Consider the following 13,280-nt stretch of genomic DNA (forward strand, 5'->3'; position numbering starts at 1 on the left):
CGCAACCAGGCCGCCATGCTCGGACTGGGCCTCGGCGACCGGGTCACGCTGGTGATCGACGCGACGGCGTCCGTGGACGTCGTGGTGGGCGGGCTGTACGAGGCGATTCGATCGATCGGACCCACCGGGGCAGAGACCCGCTCAAGCTCCACGCGGCGACCGAGCCACGGCACGGCCGGCGTCTGAGCGTGGTGCCGAACCGTCGCGTCAGTGGATGGCCGCCAGGGCGTTGTGGGCGATCTCGGCCCGTTCGGCGGCTGCCGCTTCGGCGGCCTGCTCCTCGGCCCGCACGCGGGCGTCGTAGGCGGTGCGGGCGGCGGCGATCTCGTTCTGGTGCGTCTCCGTCCAGGTGACCAGCGCGCGGATGGTGGAGTGCAGGGTCACGCCCAGCGAGGTGAGCTCGTAGTCGACACGTGGCGGGACGGTCGGGTGCACGGTCCTGCTGACCAGCCCGTCGCGCTCCAGATGCCGCAGCGTCCGCGTGAGCATGCGCTGGCTGACCCCGTCGATCATGCGGCGTAGCTCGGTGAAGCGCAGGCTGCGCCGGTCGAGGAGGGCGATGACCAGCAGCGACCACTTGTCCGCCACGCGGTCGAGAATCTGCCGGACCTCGCAGTCCTCCCGCGTGTCCCACTGAAGGACGTCGTAATCGCCGTCGGTATCCCCGCAGTAACCGAGGGACTTGAGAGTGCCGTCTTCCATGACATCCCATGATGCACGACGATTTGGCCGGTTACCAGAAGGAACCGGCAAGCGGTTGAGGAACCGTGGCCGGTCCTGTGCTTTTCGAGAGGAGTGGACCATGTCCATATCGATGCCCGCATCGAACAACCGCATGAACGCCCGCGCCTGGGGAGTGCTCTTCGTGCTCGCCGGAGCCGTCTTCCTGGAAGGGATCGACGTGGCGATGCTGAACGTGGCACTGCCGTCGATCCGGACCGATCTCGGCCTGTCCACCGGCATGCTCAGCGGAGTGGTCAGCGCCTACGTGCTCGGCTACGGGGGATTCATGCTGCTGGGCGGCAGGGCGGCCGACCTGCTGGGCCGCCGGCGGATGTTCCTGCTCTGGCTGACGGTCTTCCTGGTCTTCTCCGGCCTGGGAGGCTTCGCGACCGAAGGGTGGATGTTGCTGGTCGCCCGCTTCGTGACCGGGGTCGCGGCCGCGTTCATGGCGCCCGCCGGGCTTTCGCTGATCACCGGCAACTTCCCCGAGGGGCCGCAACGTACCAAGGCGCTCGGGGTCTACGCCGGCACGGCCGCGGGCGGCTTCTCGCTCGGCCTGGTCGTCGGCGGGCTGCTGACCTCGATCGGATGGCGATGGGTGTTCTTCGCGCCGGTGCTCATGGCGGCGGTGATCCTCGTCGCGGCGGTGGTCCTGCTCAAGGAGAGCGCGGTGCATGAACGCCCGTCGGGCGGCTTCGACCTGGCCGGCGCGTTCAGCATCACCGGCGCGATGCTGCTGCTGGTGTACGGCGTGGTCCGCCTGGAGCACCCCGGCAACGGCCTGGTGGGCACGCTCGGCGTGTTCGGCGCGGGCCTCGCCCTGCTGGCGATCTTCGTGCTGATCGAACGGCGGACGGCCAACCCCCTGGTACGGCTGGGCATCCTGCGCTCCCGCGCGCTCGTCCGGGCCAACGTGGGAGCGCTGCTGTTCCTCGCCTCTTTCGCCGGATTTCAGTTCGCGGCCACCCTCTACCTGCAGGAGGTACGCGGCTGGAGCAGTCTGCAGACCGGTCTGGCCATGCTGGTGATCGGCATGGACACGATCCTCGCGCCGACGCTCACTCCGCGGCTGGTGAACCGGTTCGGCAACGCCCGCGTGCTGTTCGGTGGGCTGGTGGTCGCCGCCCTGGGGTACGCGCTCTTCCTGCCGATCGGAATGGACTGGACCTACGCCGCCATGCTGCCGACCATGCTCCTGCTCGGCCTGGCCTTCTCCCTGGCGTACGGCCCGCTGACCATGGCCGCCACCGACGGGATCGAGGAGCATGAGCACGGCCTGGCCGGCGGCCTGCTCTACACCTCCTTCCAGTTCGGCACCGCGCTCGGGCTGTCGGCGGTGACCGCGGTGAGCGTGGCGGCGCTCGGTGACGCCACCACACCTGAAGCGATGCTCGACTCCCTCCGGTTCGCCCTCGTCGTCCCGGTCGCGGCCGCGGTCGCCGGTGCCCTGGTCACCGCCTTCGGGATCGCCCGCCGCACCGCCGGTCCCGAAGCGCCGCAGAACACCCCTGTGTCCGCCCCGACCTCGGTGTGAGGACCTCATGACCATCAAGGTGACCTCGTTCAGCGAGATCGAGGATCAGTTCGCCGCTTACATCGGCGACATCGTGTACGCCACCATGACCACCGTGGACGCCAAAGGACGCCCCCGGGCGCGCGTCCTGATACCGATCTGGGAGGTCGTCGACGGCCGCCCGATCGGCTGGCTGGCCACCTACCGGACCCCGGTGAAGGCGGCGCACCTGGCCGGCAACCCGCACACCACGTTCTCGTACTGGAGTCCCCGGCAGAACGCTGTGAGCCTCGACACCGTGGCCGAGTGGGTCGACGATCTGACGCTCACCCGCCGGGCCTGGAACCTCTACCGCAAGGGCAGCCCGCCCGGCGCCGGGTACGAGCTGGGCAACTTCTGGACAAGCCCCGCCGACCCTCAGCTGCACATCCTGCGGCTGACCCCGTGGCGCGTCCAGGTCATCCGCGGCGCCGACCTGCAGGGCAAGATCTGGCTGGCTGCGACCGCGAAAGCGCCCCATCACCTCGTTGAACCGCCGCCGTAGATCCGGAGCTGCCGGACGGCCCGCTGAGCGGCGGGCCCTTGTCCTTTCGTCTACCGGAACCCGCCTTGCGGATGATCTCTGGCCTACCGGGTTCTACCGGACGGCAGCGCCGGCCAGATCCCCCGAGCTTCGGCCAGAGACCATCTGCGCGACTGTCAGGCGAGGGTCGAGAGCGCCTTGTTGAAGGTCTCCGACGGGCGCATGACCGCGGCGGCCTTCGCCGGATCGGGCTGGTAGTAGCCGCCGATGTCGGCCGGCTTGCCCTGGACGGAGATCAGCTCGTCAGCGATCTTCTGCTCGTTGGCGGCGAGCGTCTCGGCGAGCGGGGCGAACGCCTTGGCGAGGTCGGCGTCGGCGGTCTGGCCGGCCAGCTCCTGTGCCCAGTACAGGGACAGGTAGAAGTGGCTGCCACGGTTGTCGGTACCGCCGAGGCGACGGGTCGGGGACTTGTCCTCGTTGAGGAAGGTCGCCGTGGCGCGGTCGAGGGCGTCGGCGAGGACCTGGGCACGCTGGTTGCCGGTCGTCTTCGCGTACTGCTCGAAGGCCGGCACCAGCGCGAAGAACTCGCCGAGCGAGTCCCAGCGCAGGTAGTTCTCCTTGACCAGCTGCTGGACGTGCTTCGGGGCGGAACCCCCGGCGCCCGTCTCGAACAGGCCGCCGCCCGCCATCAGCGGGACGCTCGACAGCATCTTGGCGCTGGTGCCCAGCTCCAGAATCGGGAACAGGTCCGTCAGGTAGTCGCGCAGGACGTTGCCGGTGACGGAGATGGTGTTCTCGCCGCGGCGGATGCGCTCCACGGACAGCTTGGTCGCCTCGACCGGGGACAGGATGCGGATGTCCAGGCCTTCGGTGTCGTGCTCCGTCAGATACCGCTTGACCTTCTCGATGAGCACGGCGTCGTGGGCGCGGTCCTCGTCCAGCCAGAACACGGCCGGGTCGCCGGTGGCGCGGGCGCGGGTGACGGCGAGCTGCACCCAATCCTTGATCGGGGCGTCCTTGGTCTGGCAGGCGCGGAAGACGTCCCCGGCGGAGACCGTCTGCTCGATCACGACGTTGCCGGCCTGGTCGACGAGGCGGACGGTACCCGTGGTGGGAATCTCGAAGGTCTTGTCGTGGCTACCGTACTCCTCGGCCTTCTGTGCCATCAGGCCGACGTTCGGGACGGAGCCCATTGTGGAGGGGTCGTAGGCGCCGTTGGCGCGGCAGTCGTCGATCACGGCCTGGTAGACGCCGGAGTAGCTGGAGTCCGGGAGCACCGCGAGCGTGTCGTGCTCCTGGCCGTCCGGACCCCACATGTGGCCGGAGGTGCGGATCATGGCCGGCATGGAGGCGTCGACGATGACATCGGACGGCACGTGCAGGTTGGTGATGCCCTTGTCGGAGTCGACCATGGCCAGTTTCGGGCCCTCGGCGAGCTCGGCGTCGAAGGATGCCTTGATCTCGGCGCCCTCGGGCAGGTTCTCCAGGCCCTTGTAGATGCCGCCCAGACCGTCGTTCGGGGTCAGACCGGCCGCGGCGAACGTCCCGCCGTACTTCGCGAACGTCTTCGGGAAGAAGGCGCGCACCACGTGACCGAAGATGATCGGGTCGGAGACCTTCATCATCGTGGTCTTCAGGTGCACGGAGAACAGGACGCCCTCCTCCTTGGCACGGGCGACCTGCGCGGTGAGGAACTCGCGCAGGGCGGCGACGCGCATCACCGAGGCGTCGACCACCTCGCCCTCGAGGACCGGCACGGACTCGCGCAGCACGATGGTGGAGCCGTCGTCCCCCTTCAGCTCGATGCGCAGCGAACCGGCCTCGGAGATCACCGCGGACTTCTCGGTGGAGCGGAAGTCGTCCACGCCCATGGTCGCCACGTTGGTCTTGGACTCGGCGGTCCAGGCGCCCATCCGGTGGGGGTGGGTCTTGGCGTAGTTCTTGACCGAGGCGAGAGCGCGGCGGTCGGAGTTGCCCTCGCGCAGCACGGGGTTCACAGCGGAGCCCTTGACCTTGTCGTAACGGGCGCGGATCTCCCGCTCCTCGTCGGTCTTCGGCTCGTCCGGGTAGTCCGGCAGCGCGTAGCCCTTGGCCTGCAGCTCGGCGACGGCCGCCTTCAGCTGCGGGACGGAGGCCGAGATGTTGGGCAGCTTGACGATGTTGGCCAAGGGGGTCTTGGCCAGCTCGCCCAGCTCCGCGAGGTCGTCGTTGATCCGCTGGTCTTCGTTGAGGTATTCGGGGAAGACCGCGAGGATGCGCCCGGCCAGCGAGATGTCACGGGACTCCACAGCGACACCCGCCTGCGAGGCGTACGCCCGGACCACTGGCAGGAAGGAGTACGTCGCCAGGGCTGGGGCCTCGTCAGTGTGCGTGTAAATGATGGTCGGATCAGTCACCGGATTGCTCTACTCCCACATTTGCGAACATTTCATCAACTACATATCTATCGGGCGTAGGCAGGGTGCTGATCACTGCCTACAGGCACAGGCCGCAGCCGCAGCTCAGCGCCTGGTGGGTCCTTCCAGCGCGGACTTGGTTGCTCCGTATTTCGACATTCCCAGCATGGCGATCTTGGCGGCAAGCGAGCTGATGATGCTGCCTTTACCCTCGGCGAGCATGGTGGGGGCCCGAGCCGCCGCGGGGGAAGTACGGCGCACGCACGTTGACGGCGAACGCCTCTTCGTAGGAGGACCGGTTCCCGGTCCCCCTCGAGCCCATGGGCAGGGCGGCGGCGTTGCCCTCAGCGATGCCTGCTGCCCCTACCCTAGCGTCCTGGCCTGGTGCTGCTGGCCGGGGGCCCGCCTGGAACCGGACCTGACCCTCACCCTGCGCTGAGACGCCACCGCCGCGCAAGAGCCGACCAGAGCGACGAACCCGAGGCTGGCGTCCGCACGTCGGCGCGGCGTAGCAGATCGGCGGCTCATGACCGAAACTGCGACGCACCCGATCACCTGGCGTGATCCGTCTGCCAGGAGGCCTGGATCATGGCCCGTTCCGTGGCGACGAGGTGGGTGGCCGCGGCCAGCCACGCCCACGCGTACCGGTCGGGGCCGGAGTCCGCCAACCGGCCGAACACGTCGCGCGACCTGCGGTCGGCCTCTGCGGTGAGCTTGGTGGCCAGGTCGGCGGCGGAACGGAACCCGGCCCGGTGCAGCGGGGCGTGGGAGTCACCGTTGCGCGCCGACTCGGCCACCGCGCGTCGCCCGCCGGAGACGCCCAGCTCGACCAGCCGCCGAACCCGCCAGAGCGGTGCGCTCGCCACCGGGTCCACCTCGGTCCCGGCGCCCGGCTGCCCCGGCAGGCACGCCTCCTGCGGCGGGAGATGGGAGCCCTGCAGGCGGTCGTACCCGAGGTCGGCCCGGTCGTGCCATTCGGCCGGGAGGCGGAGCGTCGCCTCGGCGCCCGGCACCGGGCCCACCGCGAGCGGGCGCAGGGTGGCCGCCCGGTCGGGATCCACCCTGCCCACCACTCGCACCAGCAGACCGGGGCGGGACGCGAGCCGCTGGAGGTTGGCGACATGGGCCAGGTCGGGGTGGCTGGTGGCCGGGACGAGCCGGATCAGCGGGCCGTGCGCGCGTACCGGGCTCGGGGGATCGGCCGATGGTACGCCGTCGGGTATCACCCCGGAGGCGCCCAGGTGGTCTCCTTCGGGTCTTGGGACGTCCGCGTGGTCGCTTTCGGGTAGCAATTCGCGGGAGCCCAGGTGGTCACTCACCGGTAGTAGTTCGCGGGCGAGTACATGGTCGCCCGCCGCACCGATGATCACCAGGTCGCATCCGACTGGTTCGCGAGCCTTGTCCTCCGTGTCTGACTCGCTCCAGGCGTGCCCGGATAGCCGGGGGCCGGCCGCCTCCGCCAGCGGGCGGGCGAACAGGGCCGCCAGCGGCCCCTCCGTCCACGGCAGCCCCTTCACCGGGGTAGCCCGTACGCCGCCGCCCGCCCCCAGACGCCCGTCCGGCGAGATCGTGGCTCCGGTGATCAGCAGTCCCGCCCGTACCAACTGGGCGTGGTTCAGCATGGCGGGGCCGATCGAGACGGGCGCGGTGGCGGCCCCGCGGGCGCGGGCCGGACCGCCCGGTTTGACGTCTGCGACCGAGAACCATCGGCCATCCTCCGTGACGAGGTGGGTGACCACCCCGCCATAGCCGGTGGCACTGATCACCGGCTCCCGGAAGACGCCGTACACCCGCAGGCTCCCGCCCGGCTGATAGCTTCGGCGCACGCTGCCGACCAGCGCGGGGTCGGGGTCGGCCCCCGCCAGCCGGCCCGCGATGAGCAGGAGCTCGCGCAGCGCGGACACCAGGTCGGCGAGGCGGTGGCCCTCGTGTCGGGCCCGGGCCGCCCGCAGCCCGCGTACGACCCGCAGAGCGGCGGCCTCGGCCTTGGGCAACCCGGCCAGCCTGGCCGAGTGCGCGGCCCTGAGCAGCTCGGCCTGCGGCACCGCACCGGCCGCCGGCACTCCGGCCGACAGGATGGCCGCGGCGGCGGCCCACAGACTTGACGCGGCCGCCACCTGCGCGGAACCCGGCGCGGTTGCCGGCACTTGCCCGGCGCCTGGTCCCGCAGCCCCCTGAGCGACGCCTGCTCCCAAAGTGCACTGAGCGGGGTTCCTCCCTGCAGCTTGAGCGGCATCCGTCCACGATGCCTGAGCCGCGTTCGGACCTGCGGCCTGAGTGGCGTTCGGACCTGTGCCCTGAGTGGTGTTCGGGCCTGCGGCCTGGGTCGCGCCTGGCGCTGTGGTGCTCGCCTGCGCGGCACTTGGTCCGGCAATCGCCGCGTGCGCGGGCTCTGCGGCCGAGTCCGTGGGTGTCCTAACGGGCGCGGACCCCGCGACCATGTCGGTGCCGAGCGGGTCGGCACCTGCGGGGGAGCCGTCGGAGGTGTCCGCCTCCGTTAGCTCCGGGTCCGCCACCGGGCAGGCACTCAGTACGGCCGCGCGATGCAGACACCGGGGGGCCAGGAGGCAGCTGCACCGCGCCTGGCCGTCGTCGGCGATCGCGCCGGACGGTCCCGGCGAGAGCGTGACCACGGCGTCCTCGCCACAGCTGATCCGGATGCCCTCGGCGTCGGCGACGACGGGCACGGCGGCGTACTGCTCGATCGCCGCGTCCAGCTTCTTGCGCAGCCGGGACGTGAGGCTCTCGACCGCGGCGGCGACCACCTGCGGCGCCACCGGCGGTAGCGAAGTTGGGGCATTCATCGGTTCTCTCCCCTGAGGCGGTCGCCGACCCATCGGGCGAGGGCGAGCGGGCTGAGGGCGGCGACGGGCATGCCGGCCGCCACGAGCTGCTGGGCGACGGGAATCGAATAACGGGGTACGCCACTGTCGTCCAAGGCCGCGCACCCCAGCAGGTGGACACCGGACCCGGCCAGCGCCCGCACCTCGCCGAGCAGGCCCCCGATCGGGTAGCCCTCCTCGAAGTCGCTGACGACCACGACGAGCGTACGGCTCGGCACCGTGACCAGCGACCTGGCCCGGGCGAGTCCCGCGGCGATGTGCGTACCCCCGCCGACCCGCACTTCGAGCAGCAGGGACAGCGGATCGGCCACCCGGTCCGTCAGGTCGATCACCTGTGTGGAGAACGACAGGAAGTGGGTGGACAGCGTGGGCACGCCCGCCAGCACCGCGGCCGTCAGCGCGGACCACACCACCGACGCCTCCATCGACCCGGACACGTCGACCACCAGGATCAGCCGCCAGTCGGCCTCCTGGCGGGAGCGGGTGCTGAACACCGGCCGTTCCGGGACGACCACGATCCGGCCGTCGTCGAGGCGGCGCGTGTGCGACAAGTTGGCTCGCAGGGTACGCGGCAGGTCGAGCCGCCCACCCGGACGGCGAGTCGGACGCGGGGTCGCCAGCCCGGTCATGGCGGGCCGCATCCGCGTCGCGAGCTCCTTGGTGAGTTCTTCCACCAGGCGGCGTACGAGTGGCCGCAGCTTGGCCACCTGTTGCTCCGGCAGGCCGCCCGCCAGCGAGAGTACGGAGGTCAGCAGTTCGACGGACGGCCGTACCGAGGCGGGGTCGAGCTCGCTGAGCACGTCGATGCGCCCGGCATCGGCTGCCTTGGCCAGCACCTCCTCCCGTACCTCGGTACCGAAGAGGGCTTCCAGCTCCTCACCCCACTCACGGGCGGTGGGGAACGGGTGCTCCCTGCCGCCGGAGTCGCCGCCCGGCCCGAAGTCGTTGGCGCCTTCGCCGCGCCCCGCGCCGTACAGCTCGTCCAGGGCGCGCGCGTACGCGCGAGCGTCGGCCGGGAGCCGCTCGGACTCCCGCCCGAGCAGCAACCGCCACCGGTCAGCCGGCAGCAGCCTCCGCTCAGCCCGCCCGTCCTCGTCGACCGGGAGCGGGGGTTCGGAGAGAGCCGCGCCGTCCAGCGACGACGGGGACTCGGAAAGGACCGCATCCACCTCGCCCCCCAGCGACGACTGCGGCTCGGAAAAGACCGCGTCCGCCTCCTCACGGTGAGCCGCCTTGGCCTCCTCACGGTGAGCCGCCTTCGCCTCCCGCCAAGCCGGTACGGTCCGCACGTCCGTCTGGTCGGATGCCGCGCCCGCCACGGCGGGCATGGGGAGTCGGAGTGCGTTCAGGGCGGCCAGGCCGGCGGAGTCGGCGGCGGTCCAGAGGGCGAGGAGTGCGGGCGGCGCGTCCAGTGCCAGGTCGAGCCGGTCGCCGAGCCGCTCCGACACCGCCCCCAGCAACCGCGTACGGCCCGCCGGGCTGAGTGTGTCGAACCCACCGCGCAACGCCGGCAGCCGGTCGAGGAACTGCTTGTCCGACAAACCGTCCACACGGTCCATCAGCGGGTCGAGCGCCGCCGGCGCCGACTGGAGCAGCGGCCCCGCCGCCGTGAGTACGCCGGTCAGCAGGCGGCTCAAACGCAGGCGCCCGTCCGGCCCGGTGGCGGTGTCGACCCAGCCGGCGGCCCGGTCGCCGAGCGCGTCGGCGCTGTCAAGGTCGAGCAGCACCCGGGCGGCCAGGGCCGCGCCCTGCATGAGCGGGGACGCGGTACGCGCCAGCACCGCCAAGGCGTCGTCCATCCGCAGCCCGAGGCGCTCTTCGCCGACCCGCGAGGCGAGGGCGACCAGCGCGACCGCGTCCTCCGGCTGGTCGCTGCCCGCCAGGCCGGGCAGGGCGCGGACCGCGGCCTCCAGCAGGGTGCCGACCAGTTCGGTGGCATGCTGACGGTCTTCCGGCGTGGTGCCGGGGAGGTGCTGCCGGCGCAGCGCCTCCAGCAGATCGAGGGCATCGAGCAGTTCGGTGAGCGTGGCGGTGGCGGGCAGCGCGACGGCCGCGTCGGCGAGGCGGTCCGCGACCAGGTCGGGCAGGTCACAGCCGGCCGCGGCACGGAGCCCGTCGAGGATCAGGGCGCAGGTGGGTCCCCCTTCCGCGGATTCGCGGCGGAACGTCTCCCGCAACGTGCCGGCCGCTGCCTGGGCGAGGGTCACGCCGCGTACACCCGCCAGGTCGAGCAGGGCCGGTACCGCCGGGGTCCAGGCCATCCGCCATCTGGTGGTGAGCGCGGCTGAATCGCCCGTACCCACCACCTCGATCGGCTCCCCGTATCCGACGCCGCAGACCAGCAGGCGCCGCAGGAGAACCTCCCGGCGCGCGTCCAGGTCGGAGCGGAGCGGGTCGAGGCGTAGCTCACGGCGTTCGGGATCGTCCGGGCACGGGAGCCTGAGCGCGGCAAGATCCGCCTCGACCGCTGGGCCGAGCCCCGAACGTGGTGTGCCAGGCGCGGTCCGGCCGCGTTCGGTGCCGACGAACACGATGTCGAGCGCCTTGGCCAGAGCCCGTCCCCTCCCCAGGGGCTCGCCCTGGCCGAGCACGGTCGTCACCGCCTCCAGCAGCTCGCCCCGGCCTGGGGCGGGCAGGCCGCGCAGCCGGGCCAGGTCGCAGGCGAGCCGCAGCGTCTCGACGGCCTCCCCGGTGCCCGCGGTGTGCCCGGCGGCGCGCAGCTCCCGGCACAGGTCGGTGATGGCGCGGGCGGCGCCGTCCCTGACCCGCTCGGGATCGCCACCCGCCTCGAACACCGCCTGCTGCCAGCGCGGGTCACGGATCCCCGCCGGGTAGCCGGACCGCGAGTCCAGCAGGTCGAAGGCGTACGGCACCAGCGAAGTGACCGACGACGAACCGTCGCCCGCGGACGGGCTGATGATGCCACCGCCCGCGGACGAAGGAGTTGTCCCGCCGCCCGCCGACGAAGCAGCGGTTCCACCGCCCATGGACGAGCCAGGACCACCGCCAGCAGGCGAGCCAGCGGTACCGCCGCCTGCAGCCGAGCCAGTGGTGCCGCCGCTCGAAGGCGAAGGAGCGATACCGCTGCCCGAAGACGAGCCGGCACTACCGTGACCTGCGGACGGGCCGGTGTCACTATCCGTGTCGGGCCAGGTCAGCGCGGGTGCGTGGAAGGCGCCGACCACGGCGACGACTCGCCGGCCGCCGGTCGCGGCTCCCGCGATGACGCGGCGCATGTGCGCCTCGCGGGCCAGGTCCATGGCCGGGACGCCGCCTGCCGCCGCCGCGTCCCGGCGCAATGCCCAGCCGACGCCGAGGGCGGCGCGGCGGACCGCTTCGGGTTCGCAGCCGGGGGCGAGGACCTCCACGGCCCGGTCCCACATGTCGTCCCCATCGCGGCCGGTCCCTGCTGCGGCCAGTGCCTCGGCGAAGGACATACCTCGTGAGCCCGCCCCACCCGCCGACGCCCCCGGCTGTGTGCCGGACTCCTCCGCTGAATCCGACGCCATGCCGGACTGATCCGCCATATCCGACGACGTGCCGGGTTCCTTGGCCGTACCCACCGGCGTCTCCTGCGACGTGCCGGAGCCCTCGGACAGGCCCGGCAGTGGGGCCTGATCGGTGGCGTGCCAGCCGGGGTCGGACAGCGGGAGGTCGCAGCAGAGCACCTCGGCGCCGCGCTTCCAAGCCCATCGAATGGCCGCCAGCTCCGGCGAGAAGTCGGCGAACGGGTAGAAACCCAACCCCCCGTCGCCACGTGCCCCCGCGAGGGCGACCGGTGCGACGGTTCCGGGGTCGGCCAGGTACGTCAGCCACGGCTGGAAGTCCGCGGGCAGTTCGACGCAGACCACTTCGGCGTCGGCGGCGTCCAGCAGCGCGGGCAGGACCACCGCCAGCGCGGGGCTGTGGTGCCGCACCCCCAGCAGGTACGGCCGGGCGGATGCAGCCAGTGCGTCGACCACTCGCCTGGGATCATCACCCCAGTCGTCGTCGGCTCCCTGAACGGACTGCGTAGCCTGTACGGATCGCACGGTCTGGGCGGATCGCACGGAGTCGGCGGTCTGGGCGGACCGGACAGACTCCACGGTCTGGCCCGCCTGGACGGCGCCCACGGACTTGGCGGGCGGATCGATGTCCTGGGTGGTCAACGGAGGTTCTCCCGCAGGTCCCAGAGGCGGCGCCACATCGCGGAGCCGTCCTCGGCCCGTCGTCGCACCGGCCCGTCCCAATAACCGAGGAGCCGCCCGTGATCAGCGGGATCGTCCTTGCGTACGACGCCCAGCAGGTGCCCCGGCACCAGGTCGAGGACGTCCCCCCTGGGCAGGTACGCCGCCGCGACCCCCAGCGAGGCCGCGACCTGTACGGCCTCGGCGGTGGACATGACCGTGCCGGGGCGCTCCACGTCCCAGCCCTCGGCCGAGCGCCCGGAGCGCAGGTCGCGGAAGACTGTGACCAGCGCGTCGAGCACGGCGTCGTCCACGCCGAAGGCGGCGCCCGCGCGCTGGACCACGGCGGTGGCCTGGCGGCGTACCAGGGTGGTCTCCGCCTCGGCGTCGGAGATGGGGTCGACGGTCTCGAAGTTGAACCGGCGCTTCAGGGCGGCCGACATCTCCGAGACGCCGCGGTCGCGCAGGTTGGCCGTGGCGATCACGGTGAACCCGGGCGAGGCCGCCACCTGGGCGTCCTCGGTGCCGGCGAGTTCGGGTACGCTGACCCGCCGGTCGGACAGGATCGACACCAGGGCGTCCTGTACCTCGGGCAGGCAGCGGGTGATCTCCTCCACCCGGGCGACGCGGCCGGAGCGCATGGCCGTGAGCACCGGGGAGTCGACCAGTGCGGCGGGGCTGGGGCCTTGGGCGAGGAGGAGGGCGTAGTTCCAGCCGTAGCGGAAGGCGTCCTCGGTGGTGCCCGCGGTGCCCTGCACGGTGAGCGCACTGGTGCCGCAGACGGCGGCGGCCAGTAGCTCCGACAGCATCGACTTGGCGGTGCCGGGCTCGCCGACCAGTAGCAGGCCGCGTTCGCCGGCGAGGGTCACCACGCAGCGTTCGACGAGGGCGCGTTCGCCGACGAACTTGGTGGCCACCTTCATGCGGGACGTGGGCCCTTGCAGGGTCTCCTCGCCGCTGCCGCAGATGAAGGTCACCACCGCGTGTGGGGTTAGCGCCCAGCCGGGCGGGCGGGGGCCGTCGTCGTAGGAGGCGAGGAAGGCGAGTTCGTCGGCGTATCGCTCTTCGGCCGCGAGCACCTGCCGGGCCGGAGCCCGGTCTTCGGTCAAAGTCATG

At 71.9% G+C, this 13,280-nt stretch carries 8 protein-coding genes; 3 read left to right on the forward strand and 5 right to left on the reverse strand.

What is annotated here, in order from left to right:
- Positions 1-15: 15 nt before the first annotated feature.
- On the forward strand, positions 16-186 hold the full coding sequence (locus AB0C30_RS40490) for a hypothetical protein (protein ID WP_357954427.1): 171 nt from the start codon (positions 16-18) through the stop codon (positions 184-186).
- A 21-nt stretch (positions 187-207) separates the two neighbouring features.
- On the opposite strand, the gene AB0C30_RS40495 is transcribed toward AB0C30_RS40490, so the two are convergent.
- On the reverse strand, positions 208-702 hold the full coding sequence (locus AB0C30_RS40495; RefSeq protein ID WP_357954057.1) for a helix-turn-helix domain-containing protein: 495 nt from the start codon (positions 700-702) through the stop codon (positions 208-210).
- 100 nt (positions 703-802) lie between these two features.
- Here AB0C30_RS40495 and AB0C30_RS40500 point away from each other — a divergent pair, with 100 nt between their 5' ends.
- Together AB0C30_RS40500 and AB0C30_RS40505 are read left to right on the forward strand one after the other, a co-directional pair.
- Positions 803-2,257 carry an MFS transporter gene (locus AB0C30_RS40500; RefSeq protein WP_357954059.1) on the forward strand — a complete coding sequence of 485 codons (1,455 nt, stop codon included), beginning with the start codon at positions 803-805 and terminating at the stop codon, positions 2,255-2,257.
- 7 nt (positions 2,258-2,264) lie between these two features.
- A complete protein-coding gene (locus AB0C30_RS40505; protein WP_357954061.1) occupies positions 2,265-2,780 on the forward strand; it encodes a pyridoxamine 5'-phosphate oxidase family protein in 516 nt (171 codons plus the stop codon).
- A gap of 155 nt (positions 2,781-2,935) precedes the next feature.
- On the opposite strand, the gene AB0C30_RS40510 is transcribed toward AB0C30_RS40505, so the two are convergent.
- The 4 genes from AB0C30_RS40510 to AB0C30_RS40525 form a co-directional block, all read right to left on the reverse strand.
- Complete coding sequence (locus tag AB0C30_RS40510; protein WP_357954063.1) at positions 2,936-5,155, reverse strand: NADP-dependent isocitrate dehydrogenase; 2,220 nt, start codon at positions 5,153-5,155, stop codon at positions 2,936-2,938.
- Between the two features lie 551 nt (positions 5,156-5,706).
- Positions 5,707-7,959, reverse strand: a complete 2,253-nt coding sequence (locus AB0C30_RS40515) for an SWIM zinc finger family protein (RefSeq protein ID WP_357954065.1) — start codon at positions 7,957-7,959, stop codon at positions 5,707-5,709.
- Positions 7,956-12,146, reverse strand: coding sequence for a DUF5682 family protein (locus tag AB0C30_RS40520; protein WP_357954067.1), 4,191 nt, complete (start codon positions 12,144-12,146; stop codon positions 7,956-7,958). Before AB0C30_RS40520 ends, AB0C30_RS40515 begins: the two co-directional genes overlap by 4 nt.
- On the reverse strand, positions 12,143-13,279 hold the full coding sequence (locus tag AB0C30_RS40525; RefSeq protein WP_357954069.1) for an AAA family ATPase: 1,137 nt from the start codon (positions 13,277-13,279) through the stop codon (positions 12,143-12,145). The genes AB0C30_RS40520 and AB0C30_RS40525 overlap by 4 nt, the downstream gene beginning before the upstream one ends.
- Between the last annotated feature and the right edge of the window lies 1 nt (position 13,280).

Source organism: Nonomuraea sp. NPDC048901, from assembly GCF_040649695.1.
Lineage (GTDB): Bacteria > Actinomycetota > Actinomycetes > Streptosporangiales > Streptosporangiaceae > Nonomuraea.